21 protein-coding genes are annotated in these 18,751 nt (G+C 66.6%); 11 read left to right on the forward strand and 10 right to left on the reverse strand.

All coding sequences use genetic code 11. From position 1 onward, the window contains the following. Positions 1-28 precede the first annotated feature (28 nt). From P3L18_RS03510 to P3L18_RS03525, 4 genes are all read right to left on the reverse strand, one after another. Positions 29-1,186, reverse strand: coding sequence for an LLM class flavin-dependent oxidoreductase (locus tag P3L18_RS03510; RefSeq protein WP_276113256.1), 1,158 nt, complete (start codon positions 1,184-1,186; stop codon positions 29-31). Positions 1,187-1,404: 218 nt separating this feature from the next. Next, positions 1,405-2,151: a helix-turn-helix transcriptional regulator gene (locus P3L18_RS03515; RefSeq protein ID WP_020172368.1), complete on the reverse strand. Its 747-nt coding sequence runs from the start codon at positions 2,149-2,151 to the stop codon at positions 1,405-1,407. A 91-nt stretch (positions 2,152-2,242) separates the two neighbouring features. Further along, positions 2,243-3,088 (reverse strand): NAD(P)-dependent oxidoreductase, encoded by an 846-nt coding sequence (locus P3L18_RS03520; RefSeq protein ID WP_006372497.1) that lies wholly within the window; start codon positions 3,086-3,088, stop codon positions 2,243-2,245. 199 nt (positions 3,089-3,287) lie between these two features. Next, complete coding sequence (locus tag P3L18_RS03525) at positions 3,288-4,157, reverse strand: TetR family transcriptional regulator (protein ID WP_079931270.1); 870 nt, start codon at positions 4,155-4,157, stop codon at positions 3,288-3,290. An 82-nt stretch (positions 4,158-4,239) separates the two neighbouring features. Here P3L18_RS03525 and P3L18_RS03530 point away from each other — a divergent pair, with 82 nt between their 5' ends. Further along, the gene (locus P3L18_RS03530) at positions 4,240-5,046 is read left to right on the forward strand and encodes a tyrosine-protein phosphatase (protein ID WP_276113257.1); all 807 of its coding nucleotides are present in this window, start codon (positions 4,240-4,242) and stop codon (positions 5,044-5,046) included. Positions 5,047-5,104: 58 nt separating this feature from the next. Next, entirely contained in the window at positions 5,105-6,664 is a 1,560-nt protein-coding gene (locus P3L18_RS03535; RefSeq protein WP_276113258.1) for a DUF1266 domain-containing protein, read from the forward strand. A gap of 28 nt (positions 6,665-6,692) precedes the next feature. Here the strand turns inward: P3L18_RS03535 and P3L18_RS03540 are convergent, their stop codons facing one another. Further along, positions 6,693-7,178, reverse strand: coding sequence for a PaaI family thioesterase (locus P3L18_RS03540; protein ID WP_079931272.1), 486 nt, complete (start codon positions 7,176-7,178; stop codon positions 6,693-6,695). Positions 7,179-7,220: 42 nt separating this feature from the next. Here P3L18_RS03540 and P3L18_RS03545 point away from each other — a divergent pair, with 42 nt between their 5' ends. From P3L18_RS03545 to P3L18_RS03575, 7 genes are all read left to right on the forward strand, one after another. Further along, the gene (locus tag P3L18_RS03545) at positions 7,221-7,826 is read left to right on the forward strand and encodes a TetR/AcrR family transcriptional regulator (RefSeq protein ID WP_006372502.1); all 606 of its coding nucleotides are present in this window, start codon (positions 7,221-7,223) and stop codon (positions 7,824-7,826) included. A 129-nt stretch (positions 7,827-7,955) separates the two neighbouring features. Beyond that, complete coding sequence (locus P3L18_RS03550) at positions 7,956-8,633, forward strand: DUF4166 domain-containing protein (protein WP_006372503.1); 678 nt, start codon at positions 7,956-7,958, stop codon at positions 8,631-8,633. Between the two features lie 77 nt (positions 8,634-8,710). After that, the gene (locus P3L18_RS03555) at positions 8,711-9,151 is read left to right on the forward strand and encodes an SRPBCC family protein (RefSeq protein ID WP_014358903.1); all 441 of its coding nucleotides are present in this window, start codon (positions 8,711-8,713) and stop codon (positions 9,149-9,151) included. A gap of 232 nt (positions 9,152-9,383) precedes the next feature. Beyond that, entirely contained in the window at positions 9,384-9,896 is a 513-nt protein-coding gene (locus tag P3L18_RS03560; RefSeq protein WP_006372505.1) for a DUF6764 family protein, read from the forward strand. A 107-nt stretch (positions 9,897-10,003) separates the two neighbouring features. Beyond that, positions 10,004-10,951 carry a polyphosphate kinase 2 gene (ppk2, locus tag P3L18_RS03565; protein WP_006372506.1) on the forward strand — a complete coding sequence of 316 codons (948 nt, stop codon included), beginning with the start codon at positions 10,004-10,006 and terminating at the stop codon, positions 10,949-10,951. A 28-nt stretch (positions 10,952-10,979) separates the two neighbouring features. Continuing rightward, the gene (locus P3L18_RS03570; protein WP_253194117.1) at positions 10,980-11,786 is read left to right on the forward strand and encodes a hypothetical protein; all 807 of its coding nucleotides are present in this window, start codon (positions 10,980-10,982) and stop codon (positions 11,784-11,786) included. Positions 11,787-11,860: 74 nt separating this feature from the next. Continuing rightward, positions 11,861-12,556 carry a rhomboid-like protein gene (locus P3L18_RS03575; RefSeq protein WP_346348418.1) on the forward strand — a complete coding sequence of 232 codons (696 nt, stop codon included), beginning with the start codon at positions 11,861-11,863 and terminating at the stop codon, positions 12,554-12,556. A gap of 23 nt (positions 12,557-12,579) precedes the next feature. Here P3L18_RS03575 and P3L18_RS03580 read toward each other — a convergent pair whose 3' ends face one another. Genes P3L18_RS03580 through P3L18_RS03590 form a run of 3 tightly spaced genes read right to left on the reverse strand, consistent with a single transcriptional unit; the run spans position 12,580 to position 14,887 of the window. Then, positions 12,580-13,485, reverse strand: coding sequence for an acyl-CoA thioesterase domain-containing protein (locus P3L18_RS03580; RefSeq protein ID WP_079931278.1), 906 nt, complete (start codon positions 13,483-13,485; stop codon positions 12,580-12,582). Then, complete coding sequence (locus P3L18_RS03585; RefSeq protein ID WP_079931279.1) at positions 13,482-13,961, reverse strand: cupin domain-containing protein; 480 nt, start codon at positions 13,959-13,961, stop codon at positions 13,482-13,484. Before P3L18_RS03585 ends, P3L18_RS03580 begins: the two co-directional genes overlap by 4 nt. Before the next feature lie 11 nt (positions 13,962-13,972). Further along, positions 13,973-14,887 (reverse strand): fumarylacetoacetate hydrolase family protein, encoded by a 915-nt coding sequence (locus tag P3L18_RS03590; protein WP_276113259.1) that lies wholly within the window; start codon positions 14,885-14,887, stop codon positions 13,973-13,975. A gap of 98 nt (positions 14,888-14,985) precedes the next feature. Between P3L18_RS03590 and P3L18_RS03595 the strand changes: the two genes are divergently transcribed. Beyond that, positions 14,986-15,381 (forward strand): RidA family protein, encoded by a 396-nt coding sequence (locus tag P3L18_RS03595; RefSeq protein ID WP_079931281.1) that lies wholly within the window; start codon positions 14,986-14,988, stop codon positions 15,379-15,381. Between the two features lie 78 nt (positions 15,382-15,459). Here P3L18_RS03595 and P3L18_RS03600 read toward each other — a convergent pair whose 3' ends face one another. Then, on the reverse strand, positions 15,460-16,437 hold the full coding sequence (locus P3L18_RS03600; RefSeq protein WP_079931282.1) for a helix-turn-helix domain-containing protein: 978 nt from the start codon (positions 16,435-16,437) through the stop codon (positions 15,460-15,462). Positions 16,438-16,622: 185 nt separating this feature from the next. On the opposite strand from P3L18_RS03600, the gene P3L18_RS03605 reads away from it, so the two are divergent. Next, on the forward strand, positions 16,623-17,717 hold the full coding sequence (locus tag P3L18_RS03605) for an LLM class flavin-dependent oxidoreductase (protein ID WP_079931284.1): 1,095 nt from the start codon (positions 16,623-16,625) through the stop codon (positions 17,715-17,717). Positions 17,718-17,819: 102 nt separating this feature from the next. Here P3L18_RS03605 and P3L18_RS03610 read toward each other — a convergent pair whose 3' ends face one another. Further along, positions 17,820-18,659 carry a PaaX family transcriptional regulator C-terminal domain-containing protein gene (locus P3L18_RS03610; protein ID WP_079931283.1) on the reverse strand — a complete coding sequence of 280 codons (840 nt, stop codon included), beginning with the start codon at positions 18,657-18,659 and terminating at the stop codon, positions 17,820-17,822. Positions 18,660-18,751: the final 92 nt, after the last annotated feature.

Here is an 18,751-nt window from a genome sequence, read left to right on the forward strand (position 1 = left end):
GTTGCCGTGGTATCGCTCGGTCGGCCGGTCAGCGGGCCTGCGTCTCCTCCTGGTACTTCTGCGTCATGTGCTCGACCGCCTTGAGCTGGGCCTGTGCGTGGGATTCACGCACGGTGCGGGCGTGCTCGGCGGCGTCGACGGTCGGCTGGTACTGGCCCTGGAAGTGCGGGACCACATCGCGCATGAAGATCTCGTACGAGCGTTTGGTGGCGGCGACGTCGGCCCAGTCATGGCCCATCAGCAGCATCGAGCCGAATCCGCCGGACTGATCGACCAGACGCTGGACCTGGGCGCGCGCCTTTTCGGCGGTGCCGATGACGCCGATCCCGGCATTGTTGATGAAGTCGATCATCTCGCGAAGGTTGCTGCCCGACACCGCCATCTGCGGGAAGGCGGCGATGTGCTGGAAGTACTCGAACCAGTGCTCGATGCCGTATTCGACGTCGCGGTAGGCCTGCTCCTGCGTTTCGGCGATGTGGAACGGACCGACCAGCCGCCAGCCGGAGCGATCGACCTGTGTACCGGAGTGGGCTGCGCGCTCGTTGACGACGTTCCAGTGATGGGCCAGGGCGTCGAAGCCGTCGGGGGTCAACGTCGCGCCGATGCTCAGTAGTCCGAGCCCGTAGGTGCCGGCCAGGCGGGCGCCGGTCGGCGAGGCGACCGCGGCGACGGCGACCTCGATGTCGGAGTACGGGCGCAGCTGCAACCGGGCGTCGATCAGCTCGTGGGTGATCGTCTTCTCCGTCACCGTCTCCCCGGCGAGGAGCCGGAGGATGATGCTGAGGTTGGGCTCGAGGATCTCCCGCGTCTGAATGGGATTCAGGCCGATCATCGCCGAGTCGGTGGGCAGGGATCCGGGACCGACGCCGAGCATCACCCGGCCGCGGGTGAGGTGGTCGAGCAGCACCATGCGATCGGCGACCCACAGCGGGTTGTGGTAGGCGATCGAGGTGACACCGGTGCCGAGCTTGATGTGCTTGGTGCGCTCGGCCGCGGCGGCGATGAAGATCTCCGGCGACGCGACGATCTCCGATCCCGCGGAATGGTGTTCGCCGATCCACGCCTCGTCATAGCCGAGCCGATCGAGATGTTCGATCAGTTCGAGATCTTGTGCGAGGGCGAGCGTCGGGTTCTTGCCCGGCTTGTGGACCGGTGCGATGAAGGTTCCGAACTTGAGTCGAGACACGAGACTTCCTCCGAGTGTGGCCGGCGTCGAACGGTGGCCGGGCTGTAACCAGGCTCACACCGGCCGGCGCGCCGCGATATTCCACGAAGGTGGAGTTGTTCTGGGCCTGTTCGGGGAGTCGTGCGCACGTGTGGCGTGTGCTGCGGCGTGATCTACGCCCGTCACGGGGACATTCCTGACCGAAAATCGCCGGCTCACACGCGACTTTCGGGCCGGGCTCAGCCCAGGCAGAGGGCGAGCTCGGTCCGGGACCGGCAACCGGTGACGGCCAGGATCTGGCTCATGTGTTTCTTCACGGTGTCCTCGGCAACCACCAGGACGGCCGCGATCTCGGCGTTGGTGAGGCCCTGCGCGACCAACTGCGCGACCTCCTGCTGACGACGGGTCAGTTTCGTCAGGGCCGGTGCCCGATGCTCGGGCAGGTGGCGGGCGATGGCGGCGAGTTGCTTGCCCAGGAGTCGCAGCACTGCCATGTCGGCCTTGGGCGGGTTGGCCTCGTGCGAGAACAGGCCGATCAGACTGTGCCCACCGGGATGGCGCAGATAGATGGTCCGCACGCCGTCGAGGTCGGAATCACGCAGGCGTGCCAGATAATCCCGCGTGGGTGTGGGTAGATCCTTGAGCTCATGGGCCGACAGGGCCGCGGTGCGGGCGAGGATCGCGTGAGCCTCGGGGAGCCGGAACACGTCGTCGTAGCGCAGACCGGCGTGATAGATCCGGAACAGCGGCAACATCCGGCCCTGAAGTACGGGCTGCGGATCGTCGAAGAGCGCATCGTAGGTCGGTCCGGTGAAGCAGGTGGTGTTGCGCAGATCGAACCGGGTACCGAGGGCTTCGTGCAGTTCGCCGGTGAATTCGGTCAGTGATTCGGCGTCCTGGACGCGTTCGAGGACGCCGAAGATCCGGTCGTAGTCCTCGACCTCGAGATGGGTGTGATCACGTCCTGTGGAGCGTGCTCCGGGCATGCCCTACCTCCTCGACACCGCCGACGCTGGCGACGATCCTAGCCCGGGCTGCGTCCTGCTGAGACCGGATTCGCCGATCTCACCGCAACCCTTATCGGCGGGTCGTCCAGAAATCGAGCTCCAGCTCGTCGTCACTGTCGACGGTGCGGTACTTGGCGAAGTCGGTGACGCCGTTGGCGGAGAGCACCTCGTCGTCGATGTAGCACTGGCCGGTGGCCGCGGACGGGTCCTTCGACAGGATCGCGTACGCGGCGTCGGACATGATCTCGGTGCTGCGGCTGCGGGCGATCAGTTTCTCGCTCAGGATGTTCCGCACGGCCGCGGTGCTGATGGTGGTGCGCGGCCACAGGCAGTTCGACGCGACGCCGTCGGCGGCCAGTTCTCGTGACAGGCCCAGGGCGACGATCGTCATCGAGAATTTCGACACGGTGTAGGCGGTGCCGATCTCGTCGAACCAGTGCGGCTCCAGGGAGATCGGCGGTGACAGGGTAAGCACATGCGCGTGGTCGGACTTGCGGAGGTGGGGGATTGCGCTGCGGGACAAGGAGAATGCGCCGCGCGCATTGATGTCCTGCATGAGATCGTAATGCTTCATGTCGATCTCGGCGGTCGCCGTGAGGTTCAGTGCGCTCGCGTTGTTGATGACGATGTCGATTCCGCCGAAGCGTTCGGCGGTCGCGGCGACGGCGTCGGCGACCTGCTGATCGTCACGGATGTCGCCGACGATCGGCAGTGCTTGTCCGCCGGCCTCTTCGATGGCCTGCGCCGCGGTGTAGATGGTGCCGGGAAGCTTCGGATGCGGCTCGGCGGTCTTGGCCAGCAGGGTGATGTTGGCGCCCGCGCGGGCCAGCCGGACCGCGATGGCCTCACCGATTCCACGGCTGCCGCCGGAGATGATGGCGGTGCGTCCTTGCAACGTCTTCTCGGATGCGGTCACGGGTGGGTCCTCTCGGTGGGGGTGCTCGACGCCCATGACAACTGAGCGATCGATCGGTCACGATAAGGGTGCCTGTTGGTCATGTGCCTGTCAATACTGTGATCAGACACCAGAACCGGCGACCGTCACGGCTTTGCCGGGAGCACATTTCACCGCGAGCTGTTCGGCTTATCCGAACAATGTGGGTCGAGCCTGCTGACTACGGGCGTGCACCGACGAGATTGAGGGCGTACCGGGTGTAGAGCGCGGCGATCCGCTCGGGGGTGTCGGGACCGTCGGGGTCGTACCAGTCGGCGACGCCGATACACAGTCCGACGACCGCGCGGGAGGCGTCACGGGGGCGCGGGGCGCCGAACCGGCCCTGCGCGGCGGCGCGATCGACCTCCGTGTCGAACATGCGCTGCAGCGCTACTCGCCGATCGGCGATCCGGCGCCGGTTGGGTTCGACGAGGCTGCGCATTTCGGTGGCGCCGAGAAACGACAACCGTCGACGGTAACTGTGATACAGGACAAGGCTTTCCACCATGAGGGTGAAGGCGCGCACCGGGTCGCCGCCCGCGTCGTCCCGCGCTCCTGCCGCGCGATCGAGCAGTTCGGTCATCGTCTGGTCGAACAGATCGACGAGCATGGCCTGCTTGCTCTCGTGATGGTGGTACAACGATGCCACCGACAGCCCGGCGGCGTCGGCGATGTCGCGGATGGAGCACCCGTGATATCCCTTGGCCACAATGCAACTCAGCGCCGCATCGAGAACGGGGTCGGCGACCTCGGCACCGCCGAAATCGCGCCACGCCCGTGAGGTGCCCGCGTCATCATCGGTGTTCGCGGGCTCGTCGAAGGCGGGCGGGGGGCCGTCCTCGAGCAGTGTCGAGGGGTGGATGCCCAGTGCCGCGGCAATGGTCTCGAGTCGTTCGACACTGATGCCCGTCCGCTCGTTCTCGGTGGCGCTCAGCGTCGCAGGGCTGATCCCGATCCGGCGGGAGAATTCGCGCAGCGACACCCCGCTCGTCATGCGGGCGCTGCGGATTCGGGCGCCGGGGTGACGTCCGGAGGGGGAGTGCTCGACCACGGCGTTCAGGATATCCGAACAGGAGATGAATTCCCGGACGCGCTCGATGCTTCGGCGGGTGCCGGTTTGGGATACTCGTGCGATGACCTCGTCGCCGGGTGCTCCCAGTCCCGTCCAGACCCTGCCCAACCTGCGTGATCTCGGCGGGTGGGCGACCGCCGACAATCGGACGGTCGGGTCGGGACAGCTGTACCGGTCGACGGACTTCTCCGCCATGGCAACCGCCGACCTGCCGCACCTCGAAGCGCTGGGCCTGCGCACGATCTACGATCTGCGCTCGGCCACCGAGCGGAAAGCGTTGCCCGATCCCCAACTCGACGATGTCATCGACATCCACCTCGACGTGCTCGCCGACGCGGCCATGGCGATCCCGGCCAACATCGGGGCCTTCCTGTCGGATCCGAAGACGGTGGCGATCGCCGGTCAGCAACTGTCCGACGGCAAGGCGCGGAACCTGATCGCGGGCACCTACCGGGACCTGGTGTCGCTGCCCAGCGCGCGCTCGTCCTACCGGTCCTTCTATCGCGGGCTGCTCGGCGAGCATCGAGCGCCCGCGCTTTTTCACTGCACCACCGGCAAGGACCGGACCGGCTGGGCGGCGGCATCCTTTCTCGCCTTGATGGGCGTGGCGAAAGACGATGTCTACCATGACTATCTGCTGACCAACGAGCGCCTCGTCCCGGCGCTGCGACCGATCTTCGACGACTTCGCCGCCGCCGGTGGCGATCCCGACCTACTGATTCCGGTGCTCGGGGTGGATGCCGCCTACCTCGACGCGGCCTTCGCCGAGGTGGACTCGACCTACGGCGGGATCGAGGGATATTTCAGCCGCGGTCTCGAGATCGGTGTCGAGGACCAACGGCGGCTCCGGGAGTCCTTCCTGAACTGACGTCGCGGGCCGGCGGTGCCGGCACGGCTGCAGCGCCACCGCGGTAGCGTCCTCGCTCATGACGACTCCGTCCGTGGGCGACGACATCGCCGGCTACCGAATCGTGCAGAGGCTGCGGCCGAGTGCTGCCGGGGATCGCTATCTGGCCGACCACCCGCGGCTGCCCCGACGCGATGTCCTGACTGTGCCGCATCCCGGGTCGGATGAGGATGCCGACGCCCGCGCCCGATTCACTCGCGCGGTCGACATCGCCTCGTCGCTGCTGCATCCGCATATCGTCCCGGTCCACGATCGTGGCGACAGTGGCTGTGGCAGTGATGGGGACGGGATGCCGTGGGTGTCGACGGCGTACGTCGACGGCGGTGATGTCGGGACCCTCCTCGCCGAATCCGGAACGAAGCTGTCGGCGGACACGGTGACCAAGATCGTCACGGCGGTCGCCGACGCCCTCGATCACGCGCACGCGCACGGCCTCGCGCACACCGACATCCGGGCCGGCGAGATACTGCTCGACGCGCACCACCGCCCCTACCTGACGGGCTTCGTCCTCGCCGATCCCGCCGAACTCGTCGACGATCAGACGCAGCTCGCCCGCACCGCGATCGACATGCTCGGGAGCGCGGTGGACTCTCAGATCGAAAGGGTGACCAGCCGTGCCTGCGCGGCCGACCCCGCCCGGCGTTACCCGTCGTGTCGTGACTTCGCCGCCGCGCTGCGAGCGGCACTGTGTGGCGCTGAGGACGGTGTGGCGAGCTCGCCAACCGTCGTCACGGCGACCGCCCCGCCCACGGTTGTCCCCGCGCCGCCCACTGTGGTGGCTGCTCCGCCGACCATGGTTGCGGCGCGACCCACGATGGTGGCCGCGCCACCGACCATGGCTGCGCCGCCGATGCCGGTCACCGGTGGCCCGATCCGATGGAGCGGCTATCCCGGAACCGTCGAGCAACTCCGCGGCGTGGCGTGCGGCGCCTACTTTGCCGTCACCACGTCGCAGGATCCCGTCGACCACCTGACGATGGCCGAAAGCGACCGCTCGATCCGCAAGATCGTCCGTCGGGCATGGGCGATCACCGACACCGCGTCGGCCATCGACACCACCGAACTACTGGCCCTCGGGCTGGTCACCGCCGACTACGACGCCGTCCTCGCGGGACTGACGCGCATGCAGCCGGGAGTGCCGCGGTCGGCGATGAGGTTCGACCCGGGGGCTGCCGACGCGATCACCGCCGCGAGTGGTGTGGATGCCGCACGAGCCCGGACCGTCGTGCAGACCGTCGCACTGTCGCACAACCTGCCGCAGCAGGTGCCGGTCAGCACCGCGGCGTGGGAACTCGGGCAGGCCGTCGAGTTGGTGCGGATGTGTCATCGCGCGGGACTGGTCGAGGAGATCTGGGCATGGGCGGCGATCGTCGACCTGGGCCGGCGCGCACAGCAGCGCTACGCCGACTGGATGGCGTTTGCGCTCGGATTCGAGTGGGGTCGGGCGCTGGCCTCGGCCGAGGATACCCGTGACCCTGCTGCCGCGGCCGACGAGTCCTGCGCCCGCACGCGTCCGGTGCTGAGCATGCTGCTCACCGATCCGAGCAGCCCCTGGACGCGGATACCGCTGCAGCAGTAGGTATTCCGACGCCCCCAAGGGATCGGCGCTACCGGAACACGATGCACGTCGTCGTGCCGTGTGCGACCAGCTTTCCGTCGGCGGAGAACACCTTGCCCTCGGCGGTCGCGGTGCGTCCGCCGACGTGGATGACGGTGCCGACGCCGGTCAGCTCGTCGGCGTCGAGGGCCACCGACCGGATGTAGTTCACCTTCAGTTCGAGGGTGGTGTAGCCGACGCCGGCGGGCAGGGTGGTGTGAACCGCGCAGCCCATCACCGAGTCGAGCAGGGTGGCACAGATGCCGCCGTGCACGGTGCCGAGCGGATTGGCGAAGTCTGCCTTGGGGGTGACGGCGAAGTGCACCTCGCCCTCCTTGATGCGGACCGGCCGCATACCGAGCAACCGGCCGATGCTGGGCCGGTCGTCGTCGGGGGTCGACTGCCAGGCGCGCAGGAGTTCGAGCCCCGACATCGCGCTCGGGTCGGTGGCGGCGGATGTGTTCGTTGAGGTCGTCACGATTATGTATGGTTGCATAGAAGCACCGAATTATGAAGGCCTACATAGGAGTGATGCCCGATGGGTGACGAGGCCACCGACATCGTGACGACCAAGACCCGCTCACGCGGACCGCGTGAGCGCATGGTGGTGCACGCCGCCGATCTGATCGGTCGCGACGGTGTGGCGGCCACCTCGATCGGCGACGTCATCGCGGCCAGTTCGGCCCCACGCGGCTCGATCTATCACCACTTCCCGGGTGGCAAGACGCAGCTGATGACCGAGGCGGTGCGCTATGCAGGTGACTTCATCGCCACCCGCATCGGAGGTCAGCATCCGGGTTCGCCCGCCGAGGCCATCATCGGCATCGGCGACGTGTGGCGGCGGATGCTGGTCGCCACCGACTTCCAGTTCGGCTGCCCGGTGCTCGCCGGGGGTCTCGCCCGTCGGTCGGAGCCGTCCGTCGCCGACGAGGCCGACGAGATCTTCGGAAACTGGCTGCGGCTGATCGCGGCCCGACTGGTCTCCGAGGGGGTCGCCCCAGAGCGTGCGGATTCCTTGGCCAACCTGGTCGTCGCCGCCATCGAGGGGGCCGTCGGGCTGTGCCAGACGCAGCGCAGCGTGGCGCCACTCGATCAGGTCATCGGCGAGCTCGCACGCCTCTGCGACGACGCCGCCGCACACTGATCCCCGCCCGTCGGGCCCTCGGGGTCGCGCGGGCCCCGACCACCTCGGGCTCCCGATGTGAACGACGACAGAGTAGGTTTCTCGTTCAAACATGTCGTGGGACACACATCTGCGGGAGGTGGTGGGGCGATGACACCGGTGTACCGAGATGTCCTCGGCTCCGACTTCGACCGTCTGCACCCCAACATCGCGTGGCGCTACAGCATCGACTCCACCTCGAACGTCGCCCAGATCGGGACCGGCATCCTCGAGTCGGTCTACATCACCCCGGCGCTGCCGCCACCGTTCTTCTGGTACTACGGCAAACGCAACGCGCTGCCCTCGAAGACGAGCCGGATGGTGCCGTTCAGCCAGGGACATTATTGCTACACCGACGAATTGGGTCGAGAGAATCTGGCCGTGCTGCGCAGCTTCGACTACACCTCGGGGACCCGCAAACTGAATTCGCTGCTCGTGGCCGGACGCACCGGCCTCGTCGACTATTTCGGCGACGGACCCGAACTGCTCTACCCGATCGAGCCGTCGGTGACCGCCGCCGGTGAACTGCTGCTGGAGAGCGGGCCGATGCGCTGGCTGGGCCGCGGCCCCAAGGTCGGGATGAAGGGCCTGTTCGGCGCCCAGATGAAGTACATCGAGGGATGGGACGAGGAACGTCAGCGGTTCCGGTGCGACGCCACCGTCCGCAACCCGGTGATCGGGGAGATCCTGCACTTCCGCGGCTGGTTCACCGCCACCGACATCGCCTGCAGCGTGCGCGACATCCCCGACGAGGCGTGGCCGCTGAACCTCGTCGACCGCGAGGTCTGACGGAGCTGCAGCCGGATCCGGCCCGCTCCGACGAGGTTCTCCTGCCGCGGCACTTCACCGCGCGGTACATTCTGCGCATGGCTGTCTCTGCGAGAACCGAGTTCGATGTCGCCGCACCCCCGTCGGTCGTGATGGAGGTGCTGATGGATGTCGAATCCCTGCCCGAATGGTCCGGTCCGCACAAGGCGGCCGCCATCGTGTCCGAACACGACGACGGCACGCCCGATCAGGTCACCATGACCGTCTCGGCCGCCGGTGTCAACGATGATCAGACCGTCTCCTATGCGTGGACCGACAACACCTGCTCGTGGAGTCTCATCGAGTCCAAGATGCTGGCCGAGCAACAGGGCAAGTACACGGTGACACCGTCGGGCGACGGGTCGCACGTCGAGTTCGAGCTCGAGATCGACCTCAAGGTGAAGCTGCCCGGCATGCTCGTCAAACGTGGCCAGAAGACGGCTGTGGAGACAGCCAAGAAAGGTCTCACCGCGGAGTCGGAGCGCCGCGCAAAAGCCTGATTTCAGACGTCAAAACTCAACGGGGCCTGCCGATTTCGATCGGCAGGCCCCATTGGCGTCCGGGTGGTCCGGTGCGGGGCGACCCGTCCGCGGGCAATAGATGCCGTTCCGTGACCGAGTCGGTCGGGCGGGTGTCGGTGACGGGAGTACGCTGTGCTCAGTCTGACCATCTGGTCATCACTTCCGCCATCGCCAGATGGCTGTCCCAATACGGCGAGGAGGCCGATTCACGTTGCGTACTCACAGGTTTGCGGCACGGGCCCTGATTGTCGCCGTCGGCGGCGCAGGAGCGATCTGGGGTCTCGGCCTCGGTGGCGGTGGTGCCCAGGCGGTCACCTGCAACGCGACGAATGGCCATGAGGTGCAACAGATTCAGGGCACCAGCGGGTGCGGCGCGCGCGCCGGTGTGGGCAGCAGTGCCAGCGCGCAGGAGACCGGTGGGGGTACGGCGGTGGCCGTGTCCGACCGCGGCGGCAACGCCAACGCGATCAACCAGGCGCCCGGTTCGTCGGCGCTGGCCGGGGCCACCACCAACGGCACCTCCTACTCCATCACCACCGGACCCAAGGCGCTCTCGGTCGCCCAGGCCCGCGCCGGCGGGTACTCGGTCGCCATCGGCGGCTGGGGAGGCCAGGCCTACTCGGGTCAGCCCGGCGTCGGCTGCTCGGGCGGTTTCGCCGCCGCCGCCGACACCACCAGCGGCAAGGCGTGCCTGAAGTACGGCTCGATCGACCTGCACAACTGATTTTCACGGGTCCGACTCCTCAGGTCTGTCTGACTTCACAGATCTGAGGGTCTCCTCGTTCACCCCTTCGACACACGACGTTCGTGACCGCGGCATATCGTTGATCCGTGACCGAGTTACACGACCTGGAAACCCTGGGCCCCGACTTCAGCAAGCTCAACGGGCGCGAAGCGCTGCAGAGCCTCGTCGATCTACACGACACCACCCAGTTCGAGGTGAATGACGACGATGACGACGATCCGGTGCTGCTGACGCTGCCCGAGCGCAACGTCGTCGACACCTGGCGTGAGGATTACCCGTACGAGGAGCGGATGAGTCGCCGCGAGTACGAGGTGACCAAGCGCAGGCTGCAGATCGAACTGCTGAAACTACAGAAATGGTCCAAGCAGACCGGCCAGCGTCACCTGCTGGTGTTCGAGGGCCGCGACGCCGCGGGCAAGGGCGGGACGATCAAGCGGTTCAACGAGCATCTCAATCCCCGCGGCGCCCGGGTCGTCGCGCTGGAGAAGCCCTCGGAACGGGAGTCCACCGAGTGGTACTTCCAGCGGTACGTGCAGCATCTGCCCGCGGGCGGCGAGATGGTCTTCTTCGACCGCTCCTGGTACAACCGGGCCGGCGTCGAGCGTGTGATGGGTTTCTGCACCCCCGAGCAGTACGACCAGTTCATGGATCAGGTCCCGGCGTTCGAGAAGATGCTCGTCGACGACGGCATCAACCTGGTGAAGTTCTGGTTCTCGGTGAGCCCGCTCGAACAGCGCACCCGCTTCGCGATCCGGCAGATCGACCCGGTCCGCCAATGGAAGCTGTCCCCGATGGACCTCGCGTCGCTCGACAAGTGGGATGCCTACGGTGCGGCCAAGGAGGCGATGTTCGCCAAGACCGACACCGACATCGCGCCCTGGACGGTGGTGAAGAGCAACGACAAGAAGCGCGCGCGGATCAACGCGATGCGCCACGTGCTCAGCCTGTTCGACTACAAGGGCAAGAACGACGAGCTCGTCGGCACCCCCGATCCGCTGATCGTCGGCCGGGCCCGGGTCATCGCCGACGAGTGAGCGAATCTCGGCAGGTACCCTCGTGCCGGTGCGAACGTTTCTCAGTGCGCTGCTGACCCTTGTCGCGATGGTGGCCATCGTCGTCGCCCTGCCGTCGATGTGGGCCGCCGAGCGGGTGGTCGATGCCGACGGTTTCGCCGATGTGGCTGCGCCGCTCGCGCACGACCCGCAGGTGCAGGCGTTCATCGCCGACGAGATCACCGAGCAGGTGTCCTCCCGGGTCAACGTGCCCGGAGCGTCGACGCTGATCGAACCGTTCGCGAAGCGTTACACGCAGGGACAGGACTTCCCCGCCGACTTCGCCGATCTCGTCCGCCAGCAGCATTCCTGGCTCTTCGATCCCGCCCCCGCGGGTGGCTCCCAGGAGATGCAGCTCGATATCACCGCGATGGTGAACCGGGCGCTCAAGAGTGCCAACCTGCCTTTGGTGACCTCGGTGCCGGGCAAGATCGAGGTGCCGATGGCCGAGGGCAGCGGGCTCGATGCCGGTCGGTATCACAAAGTCGGACAACAGATCACGACGATCGGATACGTCGCGACCGCGGTCGCCGTGATCGCCGGCCTCCTTGCCCTGCTCATCGCCCGACGACGCGGGACGGTGCTGATCGCTCTCGGTCTGGGTGGGTTGCTGGCAGCTTTGCTGAGCTGGCTGGCGGCGCTCAACGCGACGACTCTGGTCAACCGCCAGTTCGTCAATCACTCCACCGGCAACGCATTGACCCGAGCGGCCACCGATGCGTTGGCCAACGACCTCACCTGGTGGGCGACGGTCGGTGCGATCGCCGGGGCGATCGGGATCGTGCTCGGCATCGTCGTGCGGCTCATCGCGCGCTGAGTGTGTCCCGGTCCCCGGCGCGGGCGTCGCTCGACCGGCACACTGATCATCGGGGCTGACGAGTGGGAGACGAGGTGGACCGACTGACGAGCGCCGGCGCGTGGATCTGGGATCGAATCCGTTCCGCTCCCGTGACCTGTGTGTGGCTCGTGATCCTGCTGATGACGACCATCCTGCAGCACTCGATGTCGCCGAGGCATCTCAACCACGTGCTCGGTCATCAGTCGACCAATATCGTCAATCTGCAGAAGGATCCGTTCCAGGTTCTCCTCGCGAGCCTGTTCTGGCTCGACGGTTCGTACTGGTTTCCGTATCTGATCCTCTTCTGCATCTTCCTGATCCCGGCCGAACGATGGCTCGGCACCGCACGTTTCGTCGTGGTCGGTCTCAGCGCACACGTCGTCGCCACCTATGCCAGTGAGGGATTGCTGCGGCGTGCCATCGCATCCGGTGATGCGAGTGCGGACCTGGTACACATCCACGACGTCGGCGTCAGTTACTTTCTGGCGGCGGTCGCGGCGGTGCTGGCCTATCACATCGCCCGCCCGTGGCGGTGGGCGTACGTCGCCGGTTGCGTGGTGATCTACGTCGTCCCGCTTCTCTCGCACATCACCGTCACCAACATCGGGCACGCGTGTTCGGCCCTGATCGGATTCGCCTGGTACCCACTCACCCGCGGCCTCGCCGGGCAGCAGTGGGACCCGATGGTCGTCGTCCGGGCGATTCGGCGGCATCTCGGTTCCCGGCGCCGGTCACAGCCGGGCCGGTAGCCCCCGAAGGCCCGCCGGCGTTTCTATGATTCCGACGGTAAAGCCAACATGCCCTCTTGCACGACGCTGGCCAGGAGAACACCAGCGGAGTCGTAGATCTGGCCTCGTGCAAGAGCTCGCCCATTGCCGCTGATCGGGACGTCCTGGACCAGTGCGATCCATTCGTCGGCACGGCCGTCGTTGTGCCACCACATCGCGTGATCGAGGCTCGCGGTCACCACACCCTCATCGGCCCAGGCGTAACCGTGATACCGCAGCGCCGGCTCGAGCAGGGTGTAGTCGCACAGATACGCCAATGCCTGACGATGTACTGCCGGATCGTCGGGTAGTGCGTGAAATGCTTTGAGCATCACTGTTTGTCGGTGCACGCGCGGTCCGGTGATGCTGGTGTAGATCGCGCCCGGATCGTGGCGGATGTCGAAGTGGCGCTGATACGACCAGTACCGCGCGTCGCGCACCGTGGACCCGACGAGCAACTCTGCCGACGTCGGCAGCGACTGGGGATCGGGCAGTTCGGGGGCTGGTTCCTGATGCGCCGGCGAGCCCGCGCCGGTGTGGAAGGACGCCAGACCGGTGAAGATCTCCTTGCCCTTCTGCACGCCGGTCACCGCGCGCGCCGAGAATCCGCGTCCGTCGCGAGTACGGTCGACGGTCCAGCTGGTGGGTTCGTGCACGTCGCCGGGCCGCAGGAAGTAGCCGTGGAAGGAGTGGATGGATTTCTCGTCGCCGACGGTCTTCGACACGGCGGTGACCGCCTGAGCCACCACTTCGCCGCCGTAGGCGCGACCCGACGGGATCACCTGATGGCGCGCGGTGAAGGTGTCGGGCGCATCGGCGGCGGTCGGGTCGGTCTGGGGTGTCAGATCGAAGGCGTCGAGGAGGCTGAAGGTCTCGGTGCCGGGGGTCTCGGTCTGGGTCGGGGTGCTCATCCTCGGACGTACCCTTCCAACGTCGCGTCGTCGACCTCGTCGAGGTTGATGACGATGTTGTCGGGAGTGCGCGCGGTCAGCCAGACGAGTTCCTCGGTGGTGCTCATGTTGGCCTCGACGTGCGGCATGAACGGCGGCACGAAGACGAAGTCGCCGGCGTACATGTCGACATACTCGGAGTAGTTCTCGCCGAAGTAGATGCGGCCGTGCCCGGTCAGCACGTAGCCGCCGGTCTCGGCTTCGCCGTGGTGATGGGGCAGCGAGCGGTAGCCCGGCTCGTTGGAGACCTTGCCGTACCAGATCTTGGTGGCCGGGGTGTGCTGCGGACTGACGCCCGAGACCCGCACGGCCCCGCCGGACTGCGCGGTGGCACTGAACTCGTGGCCGTGTTTGGTGACGACAGGGACAGTGCCGCAGGGGAATTGGTCAGAATAGACGGTTGGCGCGGGGTTGGTGGCGGATTCCGTGGTGGACATGGTGGTACCTCTCATTCGTGTGTGGTGGGCTGGGCGGGTGCCGGGCTGATCACGATGCGGTTGGCGCACCGCCCCAGTCCGTCGATCTCGGTGACCACGACGTCGCCGTCACCCAGATAGTGCGGTGGTGTGCTCGCGGCTCCCACACCTGCCGGGGTGCCGGTCAGCACCACGTCGCCGGGACGCAACGTGGTGAAGGTCGAGATATAGGCGAGTAGGTCGGCGGCGGTGAACACGAGATCGTTCACGTCGGATTTCTGCTCGACGGTGGTGTTGACGGTGCACCGGATCTCATGGCCGTCGGCTGGATCGAACCCGCCCGCGGTGTCCGGGGTTGCGGCTGTGACCAGCACCGGTCCGATCGGGGTGGTCGCGTCGAATGCCTTGCCCGGCAACCACTGTCCGGTGTGACGTTGCCACGGACGGATCGAGATGTCGTTGGCGACGGTATAGCCGGCGATCGCGGCCCGGGCTGTTGCGGCGTCGACGTTTCTGATCGTGGTGCCGACGACGACGGCGAGTTCGGCTTCCCAGTCGAGACCGACGGCCGCTGCGGCGTCGATGACGATGTCGTCGTGTGCGCCGATCAGCGTGTCGGCGAACTTGGCGAAAATCGTGGGATGCGTGGGTATCTCGCGACCCATCTCGGCGATGTGGCCGCGGTAGTTGTGGCCACAGCACAGCACCTTGGTCGGGGTGGTGACCAGCGGCGCGTAGTCGGCGTCGGCAGCAGAGACGGTGTCGACGGGAGCCACCTGTGTCTGCGCAGCCGACCCTCGCCAGCCTGGCTCCCTGAGCAGGGCGCCGACATCGGCGCTGGGCAGCAACGAATAGGTGTCGTCATCGATGCGTATTGCGGCGCGGGTACCCGCAGGCGTACGCAGAGTGGCCAGGACGGCCGGACCGCTGGCGGTGGTTCCGGTCACGGGTTCTCTCCTCGAAATGTCGTATAGCGTGCACATGACGATCGTGACAACTACGATATAACAGAATGCCCCACTCTGCACCTGTTGAGGAGAATCCCATGTCCGTCTCGTTCGTCAATCCGGATACCCTGCTCAAGCCGTCGGGGTTCTCCCACGCCACCCGCCACGGCGACCTCATCTTCCTGGCCGGCCAGACCGCGCTGACCACGAAGGGAAAGATCGTCGAGGGCGGCATTATCGAGCAATTCCGCCAGGCCTTCGGCAACTTCCTCACGGCTCTCGAGGCGGCCGGCGGCAGCCCGGCAGGACTGCTCTCGGTGACCATCTATCTCACCGACATCCCCGAGTACCAGGCCAACGGCAAAGAGATCGGCCGCATCTGGCGCGAGATGACCGGCGTCTCGGACTATCCGGCGATGGCCGGTATCGGCGTCACCGGCCTGTGGCAGCCTGAGGCGAAGATCGAGATCCAGGGCGTCGGCGCCGTCGTATGAGGCGGGTTGACCCCCACTCGACACGCCCCCACACTGCGCCCTCCGGGGACGGCGGGGTGTGGGAGTCGGGCCGTCGGTCTATCGGTGACGTCGCAGCGTCTGGCTCGGCGTCTCGCCGTAGCGGACCCGATAGTCCCGGGAGAATCGTCCCAGATGCGCGAAGCCCCAGCGGGTTGCGGCGTCGGTGACGTGCTCGACCGTGCCGGAGGTCAGATCGGCGCGCGCCCGATCCAGGCGTACGCGACGCACATGTGCGGTCGGGGTTGTGTCGAGATGAATCCGAAACGCACCCTGAAGTTCTCGTACGGATAGGCCCGCGGACGCGGCGATCTCGGCAACGGTCAGCGGCTCGGCACAGCGACTCTCGACGATCTCCAATGCGTTCCGCAGCCGCCGCGGCGTGACGCGGGCCCGAGTCGATGCATGGTCTGAGTTGGTTCGGCAGGCAGCCAACAGTCCATCGACGACGGCCGACGAGAGCGATGCGACGAAACGCGCGTCGTGCGTGGGATCGTTGCCTTCGGCAAGGGTCAGGTCGAGGAGGGTGCGCCACGTGTGTCCGGCGCCGCTGGTCAGATCGAGTACCACTGATGCGTTCACCTCGGTAGCCGCGGTGAACGGTTCGGCTCGTGCGGCCCATGCGGCGGCATCGATCCGGATCATCAGTCGCGGATTGTCGTAGCCGTAGGTCATCCGCAGCGGCACGGCAGTCGGAGTGATCACCGCTTGGCCGACGCCGACGATGCGATCGTCGCCCTGTGCACTGATGACGCAGTGCCCGGCGATCGGAATCTGTACGAGGATGAACGGCAAGCCTTCGGTGCTGACCTCGGCGCCGCCGCGATAATCGATGTAGTGAAAGCCGCACTCACCCAGCGTCGTCACGTTGTGGACTGCGCGAACCACAGAGCCGGTGGCGCGCAAGCGATGCGGGCACAGGGATCGCCCGACCGACGCCCGCGCCTCGTCGAGATCATCGGTGGTCAGGACGTTGTGATTGGCGAGCGGGGTCAGGGACAGGCTGGTTGCCTGGATGGGTCCGGCATCGACGGTCATGGGGCTCCTCGTCGTCGCTGTGATTCCCAGCGTCCGACCGACGTGTAACGAGTTCGTGACGGTGGTGTCACTCTCACAATAAACGTCGTCGGGGGATAGTGGACGCGCTTGCTGGATAGTGCGATGCGGATGAATCGTCGACCATGACAGTCGATCTCTTTCACCTACTGCACAAGGGGCTGTCCATGTCAGCAACCACTCCGGCCGACCGCTTTCAACTCGGGCTGTTCTCGTCGAACTGTTCCGGGGGTTTGGCGGTCACCACCATCGACGACCGCTGGTCGGGTTCCTGGGCCGACAATCTCGCCCTTGCCAGGCTCGCCGACGAGGTGGGCATCGACTTCATGCTGCCGATCGCCCGCTGGATCGGCTACGGCGGGCAGACGAACTTCCATGAGGGAGTGCTCGAACCGATTCCGTGGGCCACCGCGATCCTGGCGTCGACGACCCGGCTGCGCGCGTTCGCGACCGTGCACACCGCGTTCAATCATCCGGTCGTGACGGCCAAGCAGATCGCGACGATGGACCAGGTGGCCTCGGGACGGGCCGGAATCAACGTCGTCGCCGGCTGGAATCAGCCCGAATATCTGGCGATGGGCGTCGACCTGCCACAGGATCACGATTCACGATATGCCTTGGCGCAGGAGTGGTTCGACGTCGTCACCGATCTGTGGAGCCGCGACGGTCGGTGGGATCACACCGGCGAGTTCTGGAACCTCACCGGTCTGGAGGGGGCGCCGAAGCCCCGCGGCGGTCGGGTGCCGGTGCTGAATGCCGGATCGAGTGCGCAGGGCAAGGACTTCGCCGCCCGCAACGCCGATCTGGTGTTCACCATCGTCGGCGATCCGGTCCAGGGTGCCGACGTGGTGACCTCGATTCGCGCCGCGTCGACTGCGCTGGGGCGCAGCACCGGAGTGCTGACCCCGACGCATGTGGTGTGCCGGCCGACACGCGCCGAAGCCGAGGACTACCTGCACTACTACGCCGTCGAGAACGCCGACTGGGAGGCGGTGGACAACCTGATGACGCTGCAGGGCATGCACGCTCAGTCATTCACCAAGGAAATGCTCGCCACCTTCCGCGGACGATTCGCCGCCGGACACGGTACCTGTCCGCTGATCGGCAGCCCCGACGACGTCGCCGCGCAGATCGCACAGTTCGCCGACGCCGGCTTTGACGGCATCACCATGTCGTTCGTCGACTACATCAGTGAGCTGGAATACTTTGCTGCCGAGGTACTTCCGCGTTTGGAGAAGATGGGCGTCCGGGCAGCCGGATAGTCGCGCCGCCGCCGGCTCGTTCCCTCGATTCCGCCCAGCAACGACGACCGGATTGCAACGCGCAATCCGATCCTCGAGCGGGGGTGGAATTGCGGGGACGCGTCAGCCGGGGTGGACGACGTTCTGGACGTGCTCGCGTGCACGGGTCTGTAGTGCCGAGTCGAGGTCGCCGAAGACCTGACCGGCGTCGACGCCGGGCCACTGTGCCGGCAGCAACTCCAGGGGTAGGCCGGGGTCGAGGTAGGGGAGTCGGCGCCAGGTGGTCAGCATCGGCACGTAGTCGGCGAATGCGGTTCGAGCGTCGATGCTCTCGGTCATCTCCTCGAGAACCGGGTGATAATGGTCCAAGAAGCTGCGGTACTGGGCGGCGAGCTCATCCAGATTCCACCACTTGGCGACCTTCGACGGTGCGTCGGCATCCAGCCGGCAGCCCTCGAACAGGTCGACGTAACGATCCATCCCGTTGCGGTGCAGCATTTTACGAACCTCGCCGATGATCACTGCGGGAGCGATCCATACGCCGGGAGCGGCGATGCCGAAGCCGAGGCGGGTCAGCGCGGTGCGCAGGGCATGTCGCTTGTCGCGCTCGGACTCGGGGATGGAGAACACCGCGATCACCCACCCGTCGTCGAGGGCGGCGCGGCGGCGACTGAAGATGCGGGCGTCCCCATCGTTGATGGTGTCGAGGACCGGCTGCGACAGCGAATAGCCGGCCTGCCCGTCGTGCCGCACACTGGTGAGGATGTTCTTGCGCTTGAGCCGCGAGATCGATGACCGCACCGACGGTCCGTCGACGCCCAGATCCTCCATCAGCCGCACGACCGAGGCCACCGACAGCCAATTGTTCTCCGGCCGTGCATACATGGCAAACAGTGTCACGATGAGGTGACGAGGTGCAGGAGCGGTGAGGGCAGGCGGCTGCGCATGGGCGACGGTCGTCATTTTTACACCATACGGGGGCCGGTGGTGGTTGTCGCGTCGGGGCGCTGGTGCCTGACGATCGCCTCCGGCTCAGTGCCTGACGATCGCCTCCG

The sequence above is a fragment of the Gordonia sp. N1V genome (assembly GCF_029269935.1).
GTDB lineage: Bacteria > Actinomycetota > Actinomycetes > Mycobacteriales > Mycobacteriaceae > Gordonia > Gordonia polyisoprenivorans.